Here is a 21250-nt window from a genome sequence, read left to right as displayed (position 1 = left end):
AACAACTAGTAATTGAACGTCAACCTACTATACGCCCGAACGACCTGAGCTGCAGAACCACAGCTTTCCTGCGGCGCTATAACGAGAGCGAGGCGAACGAAGGCAGGGCCGCAGTGCCGCCCAAGCGCAGTAGGCGTACCACTGGCCGCAAACGCAACGAGCGGACATCACTCACAGCATCGTTATAAAACCTCAGTGCGATTGCTACCCGAGTATCCGCAGCATCTATGTCGTTGGAAGCATCCCCTTCTTGTTCCCCTACACGTCTGCGCAGATCTTGTTCGGCGCGCAGACGAGGCTCCACCTCGGTTGGTGTCAATCGCAGGGATTCGACGCTCCTACACGCATCTCGGAGATCCGGATGGAGCGCCATAATGACTACACAACGTTGGTCTAAGGCAGCCTCCAGTGCGTCGCGGGAGCGATCAAGCCGGATATGGAGGCGGTGCAGTCGTTGTGCCGTGAAATAGGCCCAGGCAAGAAACAAGGTAATGAAAGCAGCAAGTACTACGAGCACAGTAGTTGTCATGCGAGCGTCACCTTTTCTCCAACGGATACAGCTTCGTACACTGTCATGATCTGCGCAGTGACAGTCGACCAGTCGTACTGCTCTGCGCGTCGCTGTCCGCGCTTCCCCAACTTCAAGCGAGCATCTGGGTCGTCAACCAACGCCTGCAATGCCTTCGTTAGTTCAACAACGTCGCCCGATGGGAAAAGAATTCCTGCTGGATCAGGAGCCTCAGCATCACACACCAACGAAAAAGCCTCGAGATCGCTAGCAACTACTGCACAGCCGGCAGCCATTGCCTCTACCAAAACAATGCCGAAGGATTCGCCCCCGGTGTTGGGCGCGACGAAGATATCTGCTGCCCCAAGCAACCTCGCCTTTTCCTCTTCACTTACGCGACCAACAAAATGCACACCTGGGATTGCTTGCGGCTCACCTCCACCAATCACGGTGAGCTCGGCGTGCCCTTTGAGATTGGCGAACGCTTCAAGCAGCAACGACAGTCCTTTCCGGGGCTCGTCGATACGGCCCAAGAAAGCGATCTGAACCGGTTCCTCACTGTTCTCCTCCGCTACTCGCCGCGCCGCTACGAACTTCCTCGTATCGACACCATTAGGAATGACAATTGGATCGACGCCAATTTGCTCGACTTGCCATCGACGAGCAAGCTCACTGACGGCAATTCCTCCTCGAATCTTTTCTAAAAACTTGCGCAAAAAAGGCAAAGCCAACCGTAGAGCTCGAGACCCCGTCGTGGATGTATGGTAGGTCGCCACGATCGGCCCCGAAGCCAGCACGAGAGCTGTAAGCGAATAGCTTGGAGAGTTCGGCTCATGAATATGCAACACATCGAAGTCACCGTCACGCACGAACTCGCGCGTCTTCTTTATAACTTTTCTGCCAAACGCCAAACGCGCGACGGATCCGTTGTAAGGGATAGGTATCGAACGCCCACCCTTCGTTACATACGTAGGAAGTGCTGCATCTTCACGTGCAGGTCCAAGTACTTCAACCTCGTGTCCCTGTTGCAGCAGCGACTGCGCTAGGTCAAGGATATGCGCTTGAACACCACCAGGTTCGTCAAAAGAATATGGGCATACGATGCCGACTTTCATTCCTGGCTTACCTCCTCTTTCGGTCCGCAATCCAAAACGGTTGGAGCACATGCCAGTCTTCCGGATACTCCGCGACGCATTGCTCGAACCAAACCGCGAGCTGCTCTACTCTGTCTTCAACTGAGTCCTCAACGATCGGGGCAGAAACGCGGGTCACCCAACTACTCGTGTCGCCAAAGGCCTCGTAGGCGCTATGAACTCCGAGCAATGTCGCACCAGTCCTTTCAGCTAAGACTGCGGCTCCGGCTGGCATCGTCGTCTGTTCTCCGAAAAAGTCGACAGGCACCCCATGGCCCCCGAGGTCCCGATCCGCGAGCAAACAGACAACCCCGCCCATGTCGAGAACATCTTCGAGCAACTTCAACGGAGGTTTCGACGCCCCCTTTAATGGAATGACGTCGATACCCAAGCTTCGCCGAAAATCTACAAATGCTTCGTAAAGCTTTTCAGGTTTGAGGCGCTCGGCGACAGTAGAAAACCGGCCATACCGATGAGCAAACCATGCGCCTGCCAGATCCCAGTTGCCGGAATGGGGAAGAGCGAGAATTACTCCCTCGCCACGCTCAATCGCTGCATCCAGATGCTCAATCCCCTGTATCGATACGGTGTAGCTTTCGTAGAAATTCTCATCGGAAATGACGCTCTGTAAGCAGAACACCTCAAGCCAGTACCGCATATACGACCGCATCGAGTTCTTCACTAGCGAGCGGGTGACGTTTTCCGGCCCGACCACACGCGAAAGGTTCTTCCTGAGCTGCTCGGGTTGTTTGCCGTTACGCGTATAAACGTCCGCAAATAGCATCATAATGCGGTACGCCAGCCGGTACGGCAGCAACGATAGCAACTTCCACCCCAGCCAATAGCCGCAGAAGGCACACTCATTCTTCAACGTTTGTATGCGCATCTCGACCTTAGCTAGCGTCGAAAGTCTTCGCTCCTGCTGGCGCTGCGATCTGACGCTTCGCCGCGGGATCCTTTGCCGCGATAACAAGGCGCTGCACAACTGTGTAGGCCGAACCGAAGAACAACAGCCAGAGACCGCATTCAATTGCGTACGGAACCCCGAGCCCTTCCAGCCCCAATGCGACAAGCCCGATCAGTAGACGTTCCGGCCGCTCAACCAGTCCTCCAACGATCTTCATGCCCCCGGCCTCCGCACGAGCTTTGACATAGCTGATGACCTGCGAGAGGACAAGAACTGCGAGACAAACAGCGACATGCACCGGAGAGGCTTGGTCGACGTACACGAGCCAGAACGCAATCGCGCCGAAAAGCGCCCCGTCAGTAATCCTGTCGCAACTCGCGTCAAGCGTGGCTCCGAATGCAGTTCCCCCTCCACGAAGACGCGCCATTGTCCCATCGACCATATCGAATGCCGCGAATAGCCCGCTCAAAATAGCCGCCCAGACAAGATGATCATTCGGAATAAGCACGATCGCGACCAGAACGGTGAGCAACGTGCCTCCGAGCGTCGTCCAATTCGGAGTCACCCCCATCTTGAGGAGTGCGGCCGCCAACGGCTCCACGACAACGGCGGCAGGTTTACGCCCATGTACGCTGAGCATCTACTTACTCCTCTCCGGTTTGCTCGGTCGCAACTTTTCTCCAACCTTCGGCAAGCAGCTTTCGCGTGTCCCGCAACAGTTGCGGAAGCACTTTCGTACCGTTAATGACGGTCATGAAATTTGAGTCACCAGCCCAGCGCGGTACCACGTGCATATGCAAGTGGTCACCAATTGAACCGCCAGAGGCACGTCCGAGATTCAGTCCGACATTAATAGCTTCAGGGTTTGAAACAGTCTTAAGGGTTTTTACCGCGAGTGTAAGAAACTGCATCAGCTCTGCAGACTCGTCTGCGGTAAGCGCTTCGAGCTCTGCCACCTTACGGTAAGGCACCACCAAAATATGTCCTGCATTGTACGGGTAGAGGTTGAGGACTGCGTAGACAGTCTTCCCCCTCGCCACAATGAGGCCATCTTCATCATCCATCAAAGGGATCTGGACAAAAGGATCAGATGAACCCTTCTCATCGCGCGGCGTTGACGCGATGTACTTCGAACGGTACGGCGCCCAAAGACGCTGAAGCCTGTCTGGAGCACCAACTCCAATGTCCTCATACATGTTTGAGCGCCCCTCCCCTTCTACTGCTCGCTCTGGCGCTGTTCCACCAACTCTTTTGTTGGGTGCTCATTGAATTTCTCGTTAACCCAATTAGTGATCAGCGCAACGGCCTCGTCAACACCGACGCCGTTGATTTGCGTACCGTCGAGGAAGCGGAAGCTCACCGCGTTCGCTTCTACGTCGCGCGCGCCGGCCAGCAGCATGAACGGCACCTTGTGGGTTGTATGTGTCCTGATCTTCTTCTGCATCCGGTCGTCCGAGTGGTCGACCTCAGCGCGGATCCCTCGCGCCCGCAACTGTTGGATGACACCATCGAGATGCCCGGCGAAATCGTCAGCAACAGGAATGCCGACAACCTGGTGAGGTGCGAGCCAGGCCGGGAATGCGCCTGCATAGTGCTCGAGCAGTACGCCGAAGAATCGCTCGATTGATCCGAACAGTGCACGGTGGATCATCACTGGGCGCTTCTTGCTTCCGTCAGGCGAGGTGTATTCAAGGTCGAAGCGCTCAGGGAGGTTGAAGTCCAGCTGCACGGTGGACATCTGCCAGGTACGGCCGATCGCGTCACGTGCCTGTACCGAAATCTTCGGGCCATAAAACGCTGCGCCGGCCGGGTCCGGCACAAGCTCCAAGCCGGACTTGGTAGCGACTGATTCCAGGATATTCGTGGAACGCTCCCAGATCTCATCGTCGCCGATGTACTTTTCGGGATCCTTGGTGGACAGTTCCAAGTAGAAGTCATCGAGGCCGTAGTCCCTGAGCAAGGAGATGATGAACTCCAGTACGCTCGTCAGCTCGTCCTCAAGTTGTTCTTCAGTGCAATAAATGTGCGCATCATCTTGGGTAAACCCGCGGGCACGCGTCAGACCGTGGACCACGCCCGACTTTTCATAGCGGTACACAGTACCAAACTCAAAGAGTCGCAGCGGCAACTCACGATAGGAACGTCCGCGTGAGTCGAAAATGAGGTTATGCATCGGGCAGTTCATCGGCTTGACGTAGTAGTCCACCGCCTGCTTAGTCACATTGCCGTCATCGTCTGTTTCGCCGTCAAGCTGCATCGGCGGGTACATGCCATCCGCGTACCAGTCCAAGTGTCCCGACTTTTCAAACAGTTCTCCCTTAGTCAAGTGAGGTGTGTTGACGAAGGAGTAGCCGGCCTCGAGGTGACGCTGACGGGAATGCTCCTCCATGACCATTCGGATGATTCCACCGTCCGGGTGGAACACTGGCAGGCCAGATCCAACTTCGTCCGGGAAGGAGAACAGGTCAAGTTCGTTGCCTAAACGGCGGTGGTCTCGCTTCTCCGCCTCAGCGAGCATCAGCATATGCTCATCGAGCTTCTCCTTCGACTCCCAGGCCGTACCGTAAATACGTTGCAGCCCCGCATTGTTTTGGTTTCCACGCCAATAAGCAGCTGACGAACGAGTCAGCGCGAATGCCGGGATGTACTTTGTGGTTGGTACGTGTGGACCGCGGCACAGGTCGCGCCACTCGACATCGTTCGTACGCGGATTCACGTTGTCGTAGTGGGTGAGCTCGCCGTGGCCAACTTCGGTCGCTTCATCCGAGTCCGGATCAACGTTTCCTTTATCCTGTACGAGTTCAAGCTTGTACGGCTCGTCTGCGAGATCCTCCGCCGCCGCTTCAGCCGTCGGGTAGACCCCGCGAACGAACTTCTGCCCCTGCTTGATGATCTTCTTCATACGGCGCTCGAGAAGCTTCAAGTCTTCTGGGGTAAACGGCTCTGCCGCATCGAAGTCGTAGTAGAACCCGCCGTCAATGGCTGGGCCGATGCCCAGTTTTGTTCCGGGAAACTCAATTTGTACAGCCTGCGCCAACACGTGAGCACACGAGTGGCGAATCACAGACCTGCCCAACTCAGTGTTTGCAGCAATAGGCGTGACGGTGGTGTCCGCATCCGGAGTGAATGAGAGATCTTTAAGTTCTCCATCTGCAGACTGCACACAGACAACCGCCTCCGGCCCCTTGTTCGGTAGAGCAAGCTCGCGCATTGCGACACCGGCAGGAGTGTTTGCCGGGACTGTGAAGGCCTGTCCCGGGTTGTGGGTTTGGTCGTTATTCGTCATGTTCGTGCGCTCCTTTGCGCTTTGTCGGGGTACGTCATACCTGGACGCACCCAGCTGGATTCGTACAAGCTCGCCGGAGCCTTAAAAACTGAGGACGGCAAACATGGCAAAAATCATACCGCTTCCACTACCCAAGTAGTGACTCGGCCCAATAACCCAGCGATCCGTCTTCTAACTGTGTGCCCGGTGGGATCCAGTACACCGCAGAGCCGATATGCGTGATCCACTCGTTGAGGCGATCTGCTTCGTCGAGCCGCTCGAGCACCGGGGTGAACTGCGTATCTGGGTTTTCCTGGAAGGCGATGAACACAAGGCCCGCGTTGGACAGCTGGTCTTGACCTGGTTTTGGCGGCAGGTTGTAGTTGTATGGGCGCCGCTTGAACTTCTGCTCGGGGTGCCCCTCCGGCGCCATGGACCGAGCAACATGCGAGTTTCTATCCACCCTGGGCAGCCCGTATTCATCCCGAGCATTCAGGTCTACCGGGGTAAACTCCTCGCCTCCCGACAGAGGTGCACCGTTGTCCAACCGTCGTCCGACGGCCTCTTCACGCGACGTCCGGTCCAGCATTTCCCAGGTGTCAAGGTTCATCGCTATTCGACGCACCACCATCGAAGTCCCACCTTCAAACCCCGCGGGGCCTTCTGCCCACACCTGCTCATCGTATTCCTCATCAGTATGCGGATTGACTGTCCCGTCGATCTGTCCGAAGAGGTTGCGCGGCGTCGTTCCTTCGCGATGAACAGCAGGGTTATTCATGAACCCCTGCTGGACCCACGCAATGGACACGTAATCGACGCCCGCCCGCACCATATGGCGCATCGCCCAAGCGCACATCACGGGATCATCCGCACAAATCTGGAGAACCAGGTCGGTCTGGCCCCATTCCGGAACAAGCTGGTCGCGCGAAAGGGCTGGTATTTCGTGCAACCAAGATGGCTTTTGAGCGGGAGCAACAATATCGAAAAACTTCTCGCCCACCCCTACCGTGATGGTGAGGTTCGCAGGGTGTTCCGTCATTTCAGGTTCAAGGCTCGCTAACGGGTTCTCGCCCGCAGTCAGCGCCCGGGCGTCTTCAGTCCACAGCCTCATCAAACGAGCAATCGCAGGTTTATCGACGCCATCTTTAAAGTTGAATCCAATCAGGTTCAATGAAGCCTGTTGGGGCGTCGAAATGCCTGCCTGATGTGCACCATCGAACGGAACTCTCGCAGTTGCAAGATCTGGTGCAGGTTCTTGCTGAGCATTCCCTGCAACATCGCGACCATCCGCACACGATGCAGCCGCGCCAACGGCGGCGACCCCCAGCGTCCCGGCGAGAAAATGACGGCGGTTGACAGACATTCGACGTTCCTTCAACTAGTGATTGTGGCCTTCTTGCATGGAACCATGCTGGTGGCCTTGCAGCTCTCCATGCTCACCGTAGTCTTCATCACCAGGAAGCATCGAACGCACAGCGACGCCTGGAATTTCTTCCTTGGTTCCGTCGGCGAACTCAAGCGTCACGTCGACCACATCACCTGCAGGAATTGCAGGTTCAAAGTCCATAATCATGAAGTGATCGCCACCAGGCTTGAGCTCGTAGGTCCCGCCGGCGGGAATCTCAATGCCGCCTTCCTTCTCGCGCATTACTCCGTCTACCACCTCGTGGATTTCGTAGGTGGCGTCGCCAAGTGACGTGGAGAAGCCAACAATTTGGATGTCCTTCTCCGACACGTTGTGCAACGTACCGAAGAACCCAGTCATGGATTTGCCGTCTGCCGCGCTTGCTTCAGCTTTGGCTCGGATGGCCGCAGATTCAACGCGGATATCTCCATCTCCTTGGAGCTTTTCGCTGTCAACAGCAGTGGTGGTGCTGGAAGCGACAGTCGTCGTTTCAGCGGAACTTGGAGTCGCAGTCGACGGGTTCTGCTGCGAAGGCGAGCATGCGGCCATAGTGAGGGCGGCAATCCCAAGAGCAGAAACAGCCGCGATTCGGATATTCAACATGATTCTCCCTATAAGTTGTTCTAGCGTTCTAGCTAGTATGAAAAATACCGGTTTATTGTCGTTCGGATTTGCCGCGACGCAACAAGAAAACTGCCAAGACCGCGCCCGCCAACAGGACACATACGCCCACGCCTACCCAGGTTACCGAGGTGAAAGACGAACCGTTTTCTTGGCTTTCCGCAGCTGAGTGAGGATCACCATCGGTAGCTATCTCTCCTCCATCAGGCGTAAAGGAAAACGTCGTCATCCCTTTCGTAGCGTGCCCATCTGATGAAACTATCTGGAACCCAATTCGATACTCGCCAGGGGCATCATTAGCAGCGCTGCGCACCGCTTCTGGAAGCTCCAAAGAAACAAAACGGCCATCAAGCGTTGGTTCGCCTGTAAATAGAATCTCGTTGTCGGCTATCCGAGACAGCGCGAACGTGTTGAATCCATCCTGCGGTTGTCCTGAAAATTCGAGTGTCAAGACATCGGGAAATTCCGCAACAACGGACCCATTTGCGGGTTCACCGCCAATCACAGCGTCATGCGCTTCAGCCGTTCCTGCCAAAGCAGAAGCTGCGTATACGGTGCCGAGCGTTATCAACACCGATTGCCGCACCTTTTGCCATGCTTTGGCCATTTCGAATCCTCCTGCAAAATGAATCGACACAAACCAGTACAACATTAGTCGTAGCGAACTTCGGTTTAGTTCCCGAGCGCACCGAGCTGGTGATCTAAGGGGAACGGTCATCTTGCTGCCCGATCGACGAGAAGGGCTCACGTCCCTTGGGGTTTCCAAGGGACGTGAGCCCTTGCAGAGCGGATGACGAGACTCGAACTCGCGACCCTCACCTTGGCAAGGTGATGCGCTACCAACTGCGCTACATCCGCATGCACTATTTAAAAAGAGCTGTGCTGCTCTGTGCGCGATACTGGGATCGAACCAGTGACCCCTACCGTGTCGAGGTAGTGCTCTACCGCTGAGCTAATCGCGCAAGGTTGGAGGTGGATACGGGAATCGAACCCGTGTACACGGTTTTGCAGACCGTTGCCTAACCACTCGACCAATCCACCGTGAGTACCTCCGAAGTACTGAAAGTACTTGGAGCGGATGACGAGACTCGAACTCGCGACCCTCACCTTGGCAAGGTGATGCGCTACCAACTGCGCTACATCCGCATGCACTATTTAAAAAGAGCTGTGCTGCTCTGTGCGCGATACTGGGATCGAACCAGTGACCCCTACCGTGTCGAGGTAGTGCTCTACCGCTGAGCTAATCGCGCGAAGTGTGCTAAGACACTTGGAGCGGATGACGAGACTCGAACTCGCGACCCTCACCTTGGCAAGGTGATGCGCTACCAACTGCGCTACATCCGCATGCTCTCCGGAAGCTTGGCCTCCGTTGTGCGTGAACAAACATTATCGGGTGCTTCTGAGTTTTTCAAATCGCCAGGATAAAGGCGGTCTATCGGTGTATACCGGGTGGGCTAGTAGGTGCAGTCTCATTGTTTTCGTGCATAACTTAAAAATGATACTGTCCTGCGGATTCGCCGTAGCTGCGAAGGAGGTGTAAAGTGGTTCGCGTTCGGTCCTATGGCTCAGTGGAAGAGCGTTCCGTTCACACCGGAAAGGTCGCTGGTTCGATCCCAGCTAGGACCACTCGATGCCCGCAGCAGCGGGCATTTTTCTTTCTCCTCCCTCACCAGCTAGGGGTGGCTTAAGGGACATTTTGTGTGTTTTTGCGGCGTGTCGCGATAAGGGACATTTTGTGTGTGTTTAGCTGCGTCCGGCCCATCCTTTCCTCACGCCTAAGCTGGGGTTCCACTGACTATCAATGCCGGTATCGAATTCTTTTGGCCGCCCATCCAGGTGACCGCGGCGTTGTAGTTCTTCTCTGGCCCACGCAGCTCGTGCGGCCTTCTCACCAACGCGTCCGAAGTCTTGTTGCCGGGCAAGTTCAAGCGGTGGCACTGGGTCCTGTGTGTGCATGTATAGCCACCAATCCATGGTGATGCGTTGATGCTCATCGAACATGCCGCGGTGTTGGCCGGCTTTGTCTTTGAGCTGCTTGTTGATCCCGCCTTCTAGAAGGTTTGTGGTGGCTTTTACATCTTGTGTCACACCCTCTGGTGGGGTGAGGAATACAAAGAGTTGGTCGTCTTGGATGAGCTTTTCAAACCTGCGCAGGGCACGACGTGCATTGCGGTGGGTGTACCACCATTGCTGGGTGTCGTTGACCCATGTTGGTACTTGGCCTTGGGGAATATCGCGACGGTAGGTGCGCTGTTTCAGCCAGTCGTCAAAGGTGGTTCGGGTGGTGTGTACGGCTGCAATATATCGTGCGGCATCATCGGTATCAGCAACGTTGACGAGCATGTAGCCAAGCTTGCGGATTGCTTTATGTGCTGGGTGGATCGGGTTTTTGCTGATATCGCTCAACGTGTTGCGTTGTACGTGGACAAGACAGCGCTGGATGGCTACGTGAGGCCATTTACTGTGGATGGCTTTCAGAGCTCCTCCTGAGCCGTCAGTGGTGATGATCAGCGGTGGGGCGATCTTGTCGAGGAGTTTGAGGTACTCGGATGAGCTTTCACGCAAACACCAATGCCAGGCGATGACGTGCGTGTTAGTACAGGCGACGAGGAGGCATTTTTTGTGGAAGTAGGTGCCGTCGATAAAGACCTGGTCGTAGACGCGATATGGGTCTGTCATGTTGGGCACGGTGATAAACCACAGCAGTTGAAACCACCTGGTTAGGGTGCGTCTGGTCACTTTGTGTCGTGTTGTGGCGATGCGGTCTGCGGGTTCCCCGCTAAGTATCCAGTCGATGAAGATGTTGAAGTGGCGTACATCGTTGGTGTGGGCGCGGGGGTTGATTGTGGATGCGTTGCAGTTCGGGCAGCGCCAGCGTTGTGTGCCTGTGGTCGTGGTTCCGTTTTTTATCAGTGTGTGGCCGCATAGTGGGCAAGACGGCCGGTTTGTGATTGCCATAGCAATTGGCCTTACCGCAGAACGACCGGAGCCTATACCACAGGTGTGGTGTTATTCGGTGTTGATTTCTCGAAACGGGGAAATGGAACTGTTTTGGAAACCATTTCTATCTGTTGGGCGAGGTCATCCCGGGAAACCGGATCGATTTACACACACAAAATGTCCCTTAAGCCCTAGGGGTAGATGCACATGCCTAGGTCCGATTCCACCTACTCGCGGGTCACCTGGTCTTTCAGCTGCTCGAGAAACAGGCGGGCCACCGTAAACTCTATCGGCTCCCTCATCGGGTCAGAGTATTTCTTCTCCCCCGCCCTGTGCGCTAGCTGTTCCCGTACCAGCGCAACAATGGCATCCAGGCCTCCTGATGAGACTTGCATCGGGTTTTCGTGGTCTGGACGAGTGCCGGATCGATTCTCAAGTCTGCAGCGATGCGACGAAAGAGCGCTTTGTCTTGTGCGAGGTTGGTCCCGCGGGTTACTCGTGGGTGGATGCGCAGTGCGAGGTCGACTGCCTCGTGTGTCTGCCAAACCTGAATGTGGCGCTCGGGTTCTGCGATGAGGCGCTCGTAGAAGTTCGGGATGAAACGCTGCTGGGTGAAATGTGCCTTGATCCTGCGGCGTACCTCAGTATCCCAATGTTGAAGGTAATCCTCGGCTGTCGCGTCGATGGTTGTCCCGCCGAGGAACAGGGCGTCCGCGCCTGCCCCTGTGATCAGTGCGCCGTCAGCATTGTGCAGCTGCCTATGCGTGTCGACGGCTACCAAGATGGCCCCTGAGAGCACCTCCCAAGGCTCGGCTGTGCCGAGTCGCGCGATGTAGCTGGCGCATATTCGACGATCTCATATGTGCCGGGATCGATCCTGCGCTCGCCAGCAATGTATTCGCAGGCTTTATCCGTCACAACCAATTCTCGTCCTTTCTTCAAACACTGCGATTCGCTGCCGCAGCTCACGTAACAATATCCGCCACGTTTTTCAACACCACAGATTCGGCGTGAGGATGACGCTAGGCCACGTGCTATTGCTCCAATATCCTGGTACTCAGATGTGTACGCTTGACGACATGTTAGACGCGCGTCGCACTTTTAAACCAGCGGACCTACTGGGAACTGTACTGCCTACTTCGGCCCAACAACTGCGCCTAATTGCGGTCATGACGCTGTCCGGCGCGGCCTCTGTCGAAGGCACGTCCGGTTCGCTTGGCAACAGCATCGATGCCGCACTGCTCAACCTGCTGCGTGTGTGGTCCGACGCCGTCTTAGTCGGCGGAGCCACCGCACGGGCGGAAAACTACTCCGGGGTCAAGTGCACCGACGCGGAAAAGGCTGAACGTCAGACGCGAGGACAAGCGGAGGTCCCGCCGCTTGCGATCATCACCGATAGCTTCGACTTCGATGTGGATACGCAGCTGTTCTACGACACGGAGGTGCCCCCGCTTTTCCTCGCTCCGCAGCACCGTGTCGACGAGCCGGCGCTGGCGGGTCGTCGAGAAGCAATCCGGTACGCGGGCGGTCGCATCCTTTCTACTGGGGATGGCTCCGCGCACTCGATTATCGACGCCCTACACGCCCATGGCTTCAACCGCATCGTCTGCGAGGGCGGACCTGGGCTCTACGACATGCTCCTGACCGCAGGCCTTGGCGACATCTTGCACCTGACCATTGACCCGACGTTGCAGGGCAACATTGAAAAGCCACTCTTCGGCGGAGGCGGCGACTATGTCGCCTCGCTCGAGATCGAAGACGTGCGGGTGAGCGAGGACTCGATGATGTTCGTGCGTTACCGCCTGCCGGACACAGGCGCTTCCCACAAGAGGTAATCGCATTCGGTACTGTTATGCGCGTGACGTACGCACAAAACACTCCCCCCGCCTGGATACGACGCCTGAACAGCTTCTGGGTCACTCCTGGCCCACAGGATGATCCGCACACCACCGCGGCAACGCGCACGCTGCAACCCGCTGCCTACGCGGCCCGCGCCGCCTGGCCGCTGGCGCTTTTACTCATCATCCACCGCGTTGTCATCCTTGCCAGGCAAGGATCCCAGACCGACGACTTCACGACCGTGTGGGCAGCCGCCCGTCGCTTTGTCGAGCGCGTCCCGGTCTACAACGAGGTGTATCACCACGTCGATCCCCACTATCTTTACAATCCTGGAGCGACGCTGCTGCTCTCCCCCTTGGGGCTATTTAGCGATGCCTCGCTGATCCGCCCACTCTTCATTTTGGCAAACGTAGTCGCCATACTTGTAGCGCTTGCGCTCCTTACCAGGCTCAGTGGCAAGTCGCTTACCCACCCGCTATTCCCTATCAGCATTGCGCTGAGTTTCTGCACAGAATCGGTTGTCAACACCCTCGTTTTTTCAAACATCAATGGTGTTTTACTGCTCCTCTTCACTATTTTCCTTTACAGCTACATCAGAAAGCGCTTTGTGCTCGCTGGCGTGTGCCTCGGCGTTGCGATCCTCGTCAAACCAATGTTTGCCCCTTTGATTGTGCTGCCCCTGATGCAGTTACGCTGGCGTTGTTTGCTGCCAAGTGTTTTCACTCCGGTGGTGTTCAATCTCGTCGCTTGGCCGCTCACACCAGGCGCTCGCGACTACATTGACGTGGTTGTCCCGTACCTCGCTATAACCCGCGACTACGCAAATTCGTCACTGCCCGGGTTCACGACCTATTTTGGACTTCCAGCACAGTCCTACGATGCGCTGTTTATCGTCTTTGGTGCTGCTGTTGCAATCGCGGTGCTTGGGCTCGCCCGTTGGCGTTGGTCAGACGAGTATTTGTGGCTCACGATGAGTTCCACGGTGCTACTCGCGGGAGTGTGTTTGCTCTCTTCACTCGGTCAGGCTTACTACTCAATGATGCTTTTCCCTGCAGCATTTACCGTGCTCGCTCCGCGAAGCCCAATGCACACCAGCGGTCCCTGGGTCGGGCTTATGTTTTGCCTCGCACCGCTACAATGGACAACACTTCAAAACCCACTCATCGGCAGGTGGATCACCACGTTCCTTCCCACACTGGGATGGGCATTGTTTATCGTGACAACGGCAACCTGGGTGCTCACCACACTGCTGACTACAAAGAAAGGTGCATACGACACTCATGCCAGAGAATCGATTTCAGGAGATAACGGACGCGGAGTGGAAGTCTCGCCTCACCCCTGAAGAGTTCCGCGTACTCCGACAAGCAGGAACAGAAGCACCCGGCGTTGGAGAATACACTGATCACTTCGCAGAGGGCGTCTACGTCTGCCGCGCTTGTGGCGCGGAATTATTCCGGTCAACCACCAAATTTAATGCGCACTGCGGTTGGCCAGCCTTCTTCGCCCCCGATGACGAAGCGGCCGTCATCAAGCGTGCCGACCACTCACTTGGAATGGAACGTACCGAAGTACTCTGTGCGCAATGCCACTCGCACCTTGGGCACGTGTTTGAAGGCGAGGGGTTCGACACTCCGACTGATCAGCGCTACTGCATCAACTCGATCGCGCTCAAGTTCGACGACTCTGACAACTAAGTCCAACTAAAACAACTCCCCAGCACCACAGAGGTGCCGAGGGAGTTCTTTCAGGCTCGAACTAGCAGTTACGGCAAAACCTTAATGACGTCTGCGATGCCCGCGACGCGACGACCCGTCTGGAACGGAATTTCCTCACGCACGTGAAGGCGCGCCTCAGTGTAGCGCATCGTCTTCATAAGCGATTCAATGCGCTCCAGCGTGTCCGCCTCAAAGGAGAGCATCCATTCATAGTCTCCGAGAACAAAAGCTTCAACGGTGTTCGCGCGGACATCTGCGTAATCACGAGCAGCCATGCCGTGCTCCATCAGGATCCTGCGGCGCTTCTCCGGCTCCATCACGTACCAGTCGTAAGAACGTACGAACGGGTAGACCGTAATCCAATCCTTCGGCTCCTCCCCCATGATGAAGCTTGGCAGGTGCGACTTATTGAATTCCGCAGGGCGGTGGATACCGTTACCGAGCCAAGAAACCTCCAACAGCTGGCCAAGCGCCGTGTCACGACGGAACCGCGCGAGCGCATCTTGGATGTACTCAAACTCTTCTGCATGCCACCAAATCATAAAGTCTGCATCAGCTCGAATACCGGTGTTGTCGTAAAATCCCCGTACGACAACTTTCCCCTCTGTCTTCAGCTCTTCAAAGAACTTTTCTGCTTCTGCGATGATTTCGTCACGTTCGGTACCCAGCGCGCCGGGAATCGCGCGAAATACCGCATACTGCAGGTAGCGCTGGGTTGCGTTCAGTTTTTCGTAATCAAGCTTCGCCATTCAAACTCTCCTTTAGCGATTCACAGTACGTCTGTCGTGGCGCCGAAATGCCCCAACCACAGATATACAACATACATCCAACGAAAGTACTAGTTCAGTGTACACTTCTCGACGCCGAACGAATCCATTCTTCTAACTCACGGCGCGCCTCACTCCCCACGAGCCTCAATATCATTAGCTTGGTGAGCGTGATGAACCCGGATACCACCTCCCCAAGCGAGAGCAAGTCAACTCCAGCAGAGTTCACCGCTGCCGTCGAGTCAATGCACAGGGCTCAATTGCGCCCGGAAATCTCCATCGGCACAATTCGACCGCCTCAACGTCCAGCGCCTTATAGCCATGCTGTAGGCCTCGAGGTCATCCAGACGAAACCCGATCAAGGTGACGCTTTCGGGCGACTGATCCTCCTCCATTCCCCTGAGGCCGAGGAGGCCTGGGAAGGCTCAATGCGGCTCGTGGCATACATTCAGGCAGATATGGACGACGCCGTCGCAGCCGATCCGCTCTTGCCGGACGTCGCGTGGCAGTGGCTCAACGAGTCGTTGGAGGGAAACAACGCGGGGTTCACAAACCTGGGTGGCACTGTCACTTCCACGGCCTCCGTCCGTTTCGGTGAAATTGGAGGACCACCGCGCGCCTACCAGTTAGAGATGCGCGCCTCCTGGACTGCCGACGGCATTGATTTGTCATCACATGTCGAAGCTTTCGCAAACGTACTTAGTCTGGTGGCCGGTTTACCGCCCGAAGGTGTACGAACCATTTCGTAGCATTAGAATGTTTACGCATGGAAGCAAATCTGTCCTACACTTTCGTGGATCAACCCTCCCAGTTTGCTGAAGCTGCTGAACGGCTTGCTGAGGGACTCGGACCATTCTGCATTGATACCGAGCGCGCTGGCGGTTACCGCTATGACGACCGTGCATTTCTAGTCCAGATCTACCGCAAAGATGCAGGAACATTCCTCATTGCCCCGGAACATCATAGGGAGGAATTCCAGCAGCATTTCGCGCCGGTCTGCAACAACCAGGAATGGGTGATTCACGCTGCGAGTGAGGACCTTCCGTGCCTCGCTCAGCTGGGACTCCGACCGTATACAATTTTCGATACTGAGCTTGCTGCTCGTTTTGCTGGATTTCCCGCGAGTAATCTGGGCGTTTTAGTCAAAGACATCTGCCAGGTTTCGCTACCAAAGCAGCACAGTAAGGCCGACTGGTCACAAACTCCATTGTCCTCCTCGATGCTCGAGTACGCAGCGCAGGACGTCATCTATCTACCTCACCTTGAGCAGGCGTTGGTCCATCTCCTCGATTCGCAGGGCAAACTTGAGTACGCTACCCAAGAATTCGCTCATCTAGTCAAAATGCGTTCGGATCCCAGCTTGATGGAGCATTCTTGGCTCGATACGCCATATCTCTCGGATGACTTATCAGACCTCGATCTGACTCTCACCAAGTGGCTGTGGGACGCACGCGACTGCTTCGCCTATGACCACGATATTGCCCCTGGCTTGGTGCTCCCGACCAAACTGCTAGTGCCGATGGCAAAGCGTCGTCCAACGACAGTTGATGAGCTTCTGGAATTCAATCGCTCATTCGAATCTTTAACAGAGTTCCCCTACTTCTGGCTGGAAACCATTAATGACGCACTTGTCTCGCCTCTTGAAAGCTCCCTGAGGGAGCAAGTTCGGCAGCCGAGTCCAAAGAGTATTTGGGAGTGGACGAAGCACAACAGAACTGCCCTCCGTACCCAGCGAAATATCATCACGCGCGTCGAAGAAATCTGCGAGCACCTCGGGATCCGCAAGGACCTCCTTTTGACTAACAAGGTATTGAACAGAACGCTCTGGACCGCATTTCAAGAACGACTCGACTGGCCAATGGAATATACCCGCCCACTGCTGGCCAGGATGGGAATGCGTGAATGGCAGATCGACTTCCTTGCGCCTATTTTCGTCGCGGAGCAACCCTGTCGACGCCGCTAAGCAGCTTATAGTTCGGAATCCTCAATTCCATTGACCCACTCGCGAATCTTTTCCGTCGCAGAGGACTCATCCATTCCGTATTCTTCGAGCACTTCTTCGCGAGAAGCATGCTCTGGGAAAACTTGAGGAAACGCAATGTGCCGCAACGGTGTGTCGATCTCAGCGCAAGACAGCGCTTCAGCGACCGCTGAGCCAACGCCACCATGAACGATTCCGTCTTCATACACGACAACGAGATCCGCTTCAACGGCTTTGTCAAGAATATCTGGAGAAACTGGCATGACCCACCGAGGATCAATAACGGTCACGCGAATATTGTCTTTCTCGAGATTTTCGGCAACACGCAGCGCTGGCTCTGCAAACACTCCCACAGCCACAATCAGTACATCGATAGTCGTGTCTTCCTCTTCGCGATCCAATGCAGGTTCCAGGAGAACATCTACGCCACCAGGCAGCCGCTTAATTGCCGTTAGATCTTCACCGACACTGCCCTTCGGAAATCGAACTACGGTTGGACCATCTTGGACCGTCAGTGCTTCCCTGAACAGCTCCCGCAACTGCTGAGGGTCACGAGGGGCCGCAACACGAATGCTCGGAATAATCGACGTCAGCGACATATCCCACACACCGTTATGACTTGCACCGTCCGATCCGGTGACACCTGCCCTGTCCAACACAACAGTCAACGGTTGCTTGATGAGCGCCGCATCCATCAAAAGCTGGTCAAAAGCGCGATTCAGGAATGTCGAATAGACGGCAACAACCGGATGAAGCCCACCAAGCGCAAGACCGCTAGCAGACGCAATCGCATGCTGCTCCGCAATACCAACATCAAAGAAACGATCCGGGAACTCTTCAGCAAAGGGTGCAAGTCCGGTAGGTCCGGCCATAGCAGCAGTGATGGCAACAACGTCATCCCGCGTTCTACCGGCGTCGAGAAGCTCCTCCGTAAAGATCGAAGTCCACCCTGGCCTTGTTTTCTTCAGAGATTCTCCTGTTACAGGATCGATAGCGCCAGTCGAGTGCATCTGATCTGCAATATTGTTCACCGCAGGTGCAAAGCCGTGGCCCTTTTCCGTCACTACGTGCACGATCAAAGGACCCTCATAAGTTTTCGCGTACTCAAAAGCGCTAAGCAGAGCTGTTATATCGTGGCCCTCTACCGGCCCCACGTACTTGATTCCCAGCTCGGGGAACATCTCCGTCGGAATGACTTGTGACTTCACACCTTCCTTCAGCGCATGCAGCGCCTCAAAGGTGCGCTCACCGACCCAACCCATCGATTTCAGCGTCTTTTTGCCGGACTCCATGACGTCGTCATAGCCTGGTTTCATACGCAATGCGGCCAGCTGATCACGAAGACGAGTCAGGTTATTCGCAAAACCGCCGATCGTTGGCGAATACGAACGCCCGTTGTCATTAACAACGATGACCACGTTGCGCTCAGCAGCGGCAATATTGTTCAGTGCCTCCCAGCACATACCACCCGTGAGTGCTCCATCCCCGACAACCGCAATGACGTTTTCATCGCCCTTACCTTGAATGTGTTTCGCTTTCGCCAACCCGTCGGCAATTGATAGAGAAGCGCTTGCATGCGAGGACTCGGTCCAATCATGCTCTGACTCCGAGCGGGAAGTGTAACCGGACAGTCCGCCCTTTTGACGCAAGGTATCAAACTGGTCGGCGCGCCCAGTCAAAATCTTGTGTACATAAGACTGATGGGAAGTATCAAAGACGACTGGCTCCGTCGGCGAATCGAAAATATAATGCAGCGCAATCGTAAGCTCCACAACACCAAGATTCGGCCCCAAATGCCCACCGGTTGCTGAAACTTTCTCAATCAGAAGCTGGCGTACTTCATCAGCGAGATCTGATAGTTCTCCAGGCGTCAACGTCTTCAAATCCGCTGGCGAATTGAGTTCATCTATCAGTCCCACGGTCCTCTACTTCTCCTTTAGAACAAGCAATAGTTGACGCCAGTTTACACCCTGTATCGCCGACGACCCATTCCTAACGAAGAGGCACAGGCTCCCGGCAGGCAAGCGTTTCAAAGTGGTGCGTACCTGGAAAAGCATCGATTGCTTTCAATTCGCAGACGCGGTAGCCGTAGGCTCCCCAACTGGCTAGGTCGCGGGCGAACGTTGCCGGATCACACCCGATATGGATGACCCGTTGCGGCCCCATTGCAGCAATGGCCCGGACCACTTCATCTTCTGCACCTGTTCGTGGGGGATCAAGCACAACGAGCCCCGCGGGAGGCAGCGACGCTATCCCTGTCTCAACGCGTGTATTCACCTTGGTCACGTCGAGCGATTCGAGTGTCGGCTGTGAATGCGCCATCGCTGATTTCGAATAATCAACAGTCGAAACCGGCCCCCCTCCAAGTGCTTCTGACATCGCAGGAACGAAGAGTCCGACCCCACCGTAGAGGTCCCATCCAGTGGCGCGCTGATAGGGTTGTCCGGCTTTTGCCCATGTGCGCACCTGTTTTACATAGGCCGAGGCTGCGTTGTAGTGCGCTTGCCAAAACGCAGTCGCAGGGAACTCAAACCTGTCATTGCCAACAACCTCAACAGTATTGCCGGAACCTTCAATGGTTCGGGAAATGCGTTCCACTCGCCGTCCCCGTTGAACTTTGCGAGACTCGACGACGTGACGATTCCCGAGGGAATCAACAGCAACAATGACCTCGGCCCCTGGGGTGAACCTCTGCGCCCCTTCGCCAACAATTCCTTCAAACAAAGCCGGCATTGCTTGCTCACAACGCTCGGCGACGACCTCATTGGAGCGAGCCTTTCTAAAACCAGCTCGTCCCTGAGCATCGGTGCCAAGACGGATACGGGAACGCCAACCCTTGCCCGGTTCTAACGCCTCAACGCTCACCGAAGACACATCGACAGTATCAAGTACCCCCGAAGGGCCCGCGATTTTATCGAGCTGACCAACCAGCACTTCTTGCTTTGCCGCCCGCTGCGCAGTCAATCGCATATGGGAAAAATCGCAACAACCTGCGCCTGCCCTGGCCGCTGGGCACTCTACTTCCACTCGATTTGGTGAAGTGGTTTCAAGGCTTACCAACTCCGCTCGGGCCCAGCGCTTCTTCACTTTCAGCAACTTTACTGTTGCCGTTTCACCAGGCAATGCGCCGTGCACAAAAACAACGCGACCATCTTGTGCTCTGGCAATCGCTTCCCCACCATGAGCGAAAGCATGAAATGTTACTTCGATGCTGTCACCTGGTGTCAGTACTGGCTGGTCACTCATCAATTGTTTTTATTCGCTTCGTTATTCTGCGCGATGATCTGCTTCAACGCGTCACTAAGGGCATTTGGGTTCCCGGCCTGTGGACTCTGCTGCTGCGAGTCTTGCGCAGCACGTTCCTGAACAGCCTGCTGTACCTGACGAGCCAACTGTGCAGGCAACACGACCGGCAAAGAGTTGCCCGCCAAGATCGGATCTGGTCCGCGGTAGACGAAGCTGCGCGCCACGACTTCGCGCCCAAGCTCTGCCAGCTGGTCTTCCATCCCCACTGGGGCAGCCAGCGTTACGCGGTACAGCCAACGTGGCGCCTCCACACCGATAATTCGGATTACACCGTTCTCCCCTGTTCCTACGATCTCGGTGCCCCATGGCCCTTCTTCAAACGCAACCGGCATGTCTTCGCTGCGCATGCCATCTGCGATTTCTTCTGCGGACTCGGCCCACAGACCACCGTTGCGTGGAGCAGCGAAAGCGACGGGCGTGATTCGACCATGACGCGTCACAATGTGGACCATCTTCGGGCCATTTTCCCCCATCTCAACCTGCACCTGCGAATCCTTCGGCAGGGGAATCTGCATCGACCCTAGGTTCAGGTTCACCTGAGAAAAGTCCGAAAAGTCAAACTCTTCAATGTCGACGTTGTCTCCGTCAAACGGCCCTGTCGACCCGTTGACTGGATCGTAATCACTAAGTGTGCCGCTAGACGATGGGGTCTGTGCCGGGGTTGTAGCGGTCGTTGCTTCCTCTGCCTGAGGCTCCGCTACACCACTTTCTTGGACCTCGTCGGCTGCTACGTCCGGCTGCACTGCACCAGAATCTTCCTTCTGCTGCTCTTTCTTCTTCTTCCCAAATGGCCACCATGCCATGAATGATCACCTTCCGTGTGAATTCCGTCTGAAATTGTGTAGCTAAAAGGTTTCTTTGAC

General features: G+C 55.6%; 20 protein-coding genes and 7 tRNA genes. 6 read left to right on the top strand and 21 right to left on the bottom strand.

What is annotated here, in order from left to right; all coding sequences use genetic code 11:
- Positions 1–76: 76 nt before the first annotated feature.
- The 15 genes from BJP07_RS04240 to BJP07_RS04170 all read right to left on the bottom strand — a co-directional run bounded on the left by BJP07_RS04240 (position 77) and on the right by BJP07_RS04170 (position 9183).
- Positions 77–529 carry a hypothetical protein gene (locus BJP07_RS04240; RefSeq protein WP_071566212.1) on the bottom strand — a complete coding sequence of 151 codons (453 nt, stop codon included), beginning with the start codon at positions 527–529 and terminating at the stop codon, positions 77–79.
- Entirely contained in the window at positions 526–1623 is a 1098-nt protein-coding gene (locus BJP07_RS04235; protein ID WP_071566211.1) for a glycosyltransferase family 4 protein, read from the bottom strand. The genes BJP07_RS04240 and BJP07_RS04235 overlap by 4 nt, the downstream gene beginning before the upstream one ends.
- A gap of 7 nt (positions 1624–1630) precedes the next feature.
- Positions 1631–2527 carry a phosphatidylinositol mannoside acyltransferase gene (locus BJP07_RS04230; RefSeq protein WP_071566210.1) on the bottom strand — a complete coding sequence of 299 codons (897 nt, stop codon included), beginning with the start codon at positions 2525–2527 and terminating at the stop codon, positions 1631–1633.
- A 7-nt stretch (positions 2528–2534) separates the two neighbouring features.
- Positions 2535–3188, bottom strand: coding sequence for a phosphatidylinositol phosphate synthase (gene pgsA / locus BJP07_RS04225; protein ID WP_071566209.1), 654 nt, complete (start codon positions 3186–3188; stop codon positions 2535–2537).
- 4 nt (positions 3189–3192) lie between these two features.
- Positions 3193–3744: an HIT domain-containing protein gene (locus BJP07_RS04220; protein ID WP_071566208.1), complete on the bottom strand. Its 552-nt coding sequence runs from the start codon at positions 3742–3744 to the stop codon at positions 3193–3195.
- Positions 3745–3764: 20 nt separating this feature from the next.
- Positions 3765–5834, bottom strand: coding sequence for a threonine--tRNA ligase (gene thrS, locus BJP07_RS04215; protein ID WP_071566207.1), 2070 nt, complete (start codon positions 5832–5834; stop codon positions 3765–3767).
- A gap of 127 nt (positions 5835–5961) precedes the next feature.
- Entirely contained in the window at positions 5962–7176 is a 1215-nt protein-coding gene (locus BJP07_RS04210; RefSeq protein WP_071566206.1) for a Dyp-type peroxidase, read from the bottom strand.
- A gap of 15 nt (positions 7177–7191) precedes the next feature.
- Positions 7192–7821, bottom strand: coding sequence for a copper chaperone PCu(A)C (locus BJP07_RS04205; protein ID WP_255365919.1), 630 nt, complete (start codon positions 7819–7821; stop codon positions 7192–7194).
- A 52-nt stretch (positions 7822–7873) separates the two neighbouring features.
- Entirely contained in the window at positions 7874–8491 is a 618-nt protein-coding gene (locus tag BJP07_RS04200; RefSeq protein ID WP_177222513.1) for a copper resistance CopC family protein, read from the bottom strand.
- A gap of 133 nt (positions 8492–8624) precedes the next feature.
- Positions 8625–8697, bottom strand: a tRNA-Gly gene (locus tag BJP07_RS04195).
- 32 nt (positions 8698–8729) lie between these two features.
- A tRNA-Val gene (locus tag BJP07_RS04190) sits at positions 8730–8801 on the bottom strand.
- Positions 8802–8806: 5 nt separating this feature from the next.
- Positions 8807–8880, bottom strand: a tRNA-Cys gene (locus tag BJP07_RS04185).
- Positions 8881–8909: 29 nt separating this feature from the next.
- Positions 8910–8985: transfer RNA gene (locus BJP07_RS04180), tRNA-Gly, on the bottom strand.
- Positions 8986–9017: 32 nt separating this feature from the next.
- Positions 9018–9089 (bottom strand) — tRNA-Val (locus BJP07_RS04175).
- Between the two features lie 18 nt (positions 9090–9107).
- Positions 9108–9183, bottom strand: a tRNA-Gly gene (locus BJP07_RS04170).
- Positions 9184–9393: 210 nt separating this feature from the next.
- Here BJP07_RS04170 and BJP07_RS04165 point away from each other — a divergent pair.
- A tRNA-Val gene (locus BJP07_RS04165) sits at positions 9394–9465 on the top strand.
- 117 nt (positions 9466–9582) lie between these two features.
- On the opposite strand, the gene BJP07_RS04160 is transcribed toward BJP07_RS04165, so the two are convergent.
- Together BJP07_RS04160 and BJP07_RS04155 are read right to left on the bottom strand one after the other, a co-directional pair.
- Positions 9583–10797, bottom strand: a complete 1215-nt coding sequence (locus tag BJP07_RS04160; RefSeq protein ID WP_071566204.1) for an IS1249 family transposase — start codon at positions 10795–10797, stop codon at positions 9583–9585.
- Positions 10798–11116: 319 nt separating this feature from the next.
- A complete protein-coding gene (locus BJP07_RS04155) occupies positions 11117–11560 on the bottom strand; it encodes a hypothetical protein (protein ID WP_071566203.1) in 444 nt (147 codons plus the stop codon).
- Positions 11561–11858: 298 nt separating this feature from the next.
- Here BJP07_RS04155 and BJP07_RS04150 point away from each other — a divergent pair, with 298 nt between their 5' ends.
- Genes BJP07_RS04150 through msrB form a run of 3 tightly spaced genes read left to right on the top strand, consistent with a single transcriptional unit; the run spans position 11859 to position 14312 of the window.
- Positions 11859–12614, top strand: coding sequence for a pyrimidine reductase family protein (locus BJP07_RS04150; protein WP_071566391.1), 756 nt, complete (start codon positions 11859–11861; stop codon positions 12612–12614).
- Positions 12615–12637: 23 nt separating this feature from the next.
- Positions 12638–13960: a glycosyltransferase family 87 protein gene (locus tag BJP07_RS04145; protein ID WP_255365918.1), complete on the top strand. Its 1323-nt coding sequence runs from the start codon at positions 12638–12640 to the stop codon at positions 13958–13960.
- Entirely contained in the window at positions 13899–14312 is a 414-nt protein-coding gene (msrB, locus tag BJP07_RS04140; protein WP_071566201.1) for a peptide-methionine (R)-S-oxide reductase MsrB, read from the top strand. The genes BJP07_RS04145 and msrB overlap by 62 nt, the downstream gene beginning before the upstream one ends.
- A 68-nt stretch (positions 14313–14380) precedes the next feature.
- Here the strand turns inward: msrB and hemQ are convergent, their stop codons facing one another.
- A complete protein-coding gene (hemQ, locus tag BJP07_RS04135) occupies positions 14381–15082 on the bottom strand; it encodes a hydrogen peroxide-dependent heme synthase (protein ID WP_071566200.1) in 702 nt (233 codons plus the stop codon).
- Positions 15083–15273: 191 nt separating this feature from the next.
- Between hemQ and BJP07_RS04130 the strand changes: the two genes are divergently transcribed.
- Together BJP07_RS04130 and BJP07_RS04125 are read left to right on the top strand one after the other, a co-directional pair.
- The gene (locus BJP07_RS04130) at positions 15274–15849 is read left to right on the top strand and encodes a DUF3000 domain-containing protein (RefSeq protein ID WP_071566199.1); all 576 of its coding nucleotides are present in this window, start codon (positions 15274–15276) and stop codon (positions 15847–15849) included.
- Between the two features lie 17 nt (positions 15850–15866).
- The gene (locus BJP07_RS04125) at positions 15867–17063 is read left to right on the top strand and encodes an HRDC domain-containing protein (RefSeq protein ID WP_071566198.1); all 1197 of its coding nucleotides are present in this window, start codon (positions 15867–15869) and stop codon (positions 17061–17063) included.
- Between the two features lie 5 nt (positions 17064–17068).
- Here BJP07_RS04125 and dxs read toward each other — a convergent pair whose 3' ends face one another.
- The 3 genes from dxs to BJP07_RS04110 form a co-directional block, all read right to left on the bottom strand.
- Entirely contained in the window at positions 17069–19000 is a 1932-nt protein-coding gene (dxs, locus tag BJP07_RS04120) for a 1-deoxy-D-xylulose-5-phosphate synthase (RefSeq protein ID WP_071566197.1), read from the bottom strand.
- 73 nt (positions 19001–19073) lie between these two features.
- Complete coding sequence (locus tag BJP07_RS04115) at positions 19074–20327, bottom strand: class I SAM-dependent RNA methyltransferase (RefSeq protein ID WP_071566196.1); 1254 nt, start codon at positions 20325–20327, stop codon at positions 19074–19076.
- Positions 20327–21190, bottom strand: a complete 864-nt coding sequence (locus tag BJP07_RS04110) for a DUF3710 domain-containing protein (protein WP_071566195.1) — start codon at positions 21188–21190, stop codon at positions 20327–20329. Before BJP07_RS04110 ends, BJP07_RS04115 begins: the two co-directional genes overlap by 1 nt.
- Positions 21191–21250 lie beyond the last annotated feature (60 nt).

It is taken from the genome of Corynebacterium sp. NML130628 (assembly GCF_001875665.1).
Classification (GTDB): Bacteria; Actinomycetota; Actinomycetes; order Mycobacteriales; family Mycobacteriaceae; genus Corynebacterium.
Note: the sequence above shows the minus strand (reverse complement) of the source record. Positions and strands in the feature narration are given on the sequence as shown.

Excerpts from the sequence above, each read along its gene's own strand:
- BJP07_RS04240 (WP_071566212.1), bottom strand. The coding sequence starts at position 529 with ATGACAACTACTGTGCTCGTAGTACTTGCTGCTTTCATTACCTTGTTT.
- BJP07_RS04235 (WP_071566211.1), bottom strand. The coding sequence starts at position 1,623 with ATGAAAGTCGGCATCGTATGCCCATATTCTTTTGACGAACCTGGTGGT.
- BJP07_RS04230 (WP_071566210.1), bottom strand. The coding sequence starts at position 2,527 with ATGCGCATACAAACGTTGAAGAATGAGTGTGCCTTCTGCGGCTATTGG.
- pgsA (WP_071566209.1), bottom strand. The coding sequence starts at position 3,188 with ATGCTCAGCGTACATGGGCGTAAACCTGCCGCCGTTGTCGTGGAGCCG.
- BJP07_RS04220 (WP_071566208.1), bottom strand. The coding sequence starts at position 3,744 with ATGTATGAGGACATTGGAGTTGGTGCTCCAGACAGGCTTCAGCGTCTT.
- thrS (WP_071566207.1), bottom strand. The coding sequence starts at position 5,834 with ATGACGAATAACGACCAAACCCACAACCCGGGACAGGCCTTCACAGTC.
- BJP07_RS04210 (WP_071566206.1), bottom strand. The coding sequence starts at position 7,176 with ATGTCTGTCAACCGCCGTCATTTTCTCGCCGGGACGCTGGGGGTCGCC.
- BJP07_RS04205 (WP_255365919.1), bottom strand. The coding sequence starts at position 7,821 with ATGTTGAATATCCGAATCGCGGCTGTTTCTGCTCTTGGGATTGCCGCC.
- BJP07_RS04200 (WP_177222513.1), bottom strand. The coding sequence starts at position 8,491 with ATGTTGTACTGGTTTGTGTCGATTCATTTTGCAGGAGGATTCGAAATG.
- BJP07_RS04160 (WP_071566204.1), bottom strand. The coding sequence starts at position 10,797 with ATGGCAATCACAAACCGGCCGTCTTGCCCACTATGCGGCCACACACTG.
- BJP07_RS04150 (WP_071566391.1), top strand. The coding sequence starts at position 11,859 with ATGTTAGACGCGCGTCGCACTTTTAAACCAGCGGACCTACTGGGAACT.
- msrB (WP_071566201.1), top strand. The coding sequence starts at position 13,899 with ATGCCAGAGAATCGATTTCAGGAGATAACGGACGCGGAGTGGAAGTCT.
- hemQ (WP_071566200.1), bottom strand. The coding sequence starts at position 15,082 with ATGGCGAAGCTTGATTACGAAAAACTGAACGCAACCCAGCGCTACCTG.
- BJP07_RS04130 (WP_071566199.1), top strand. The coding sequence starts at position 15,274 with ATGAACCCGGATACCACCTCCCCAAGCGAGAGCAAGTCAACTCCAGCA.
- BJP07_RS04125 (WP_071566198.1), top strand. The coding sequence starts at position 15,867 with ATGGAAGCAAATCTGTCCTACACTTTCGTGGATCAACCCTCCCAGTTT.
- BJP07_RS04115 (WP_071566196.1), bottom strand. The coding sequence starts at position 20,327 with ATGAGTGACCAGCCAGTACTGACACCAGGTGACAGCATCGAAGTAACA.
- BJP07_RS04110 (WP_071566195.1), bottom strand. The coding sequence starts at position 21,190 with ATGGCATGGTGGCCATTTGGGAAGAAGAAGAAAGAGCAGCAGAAGGAA.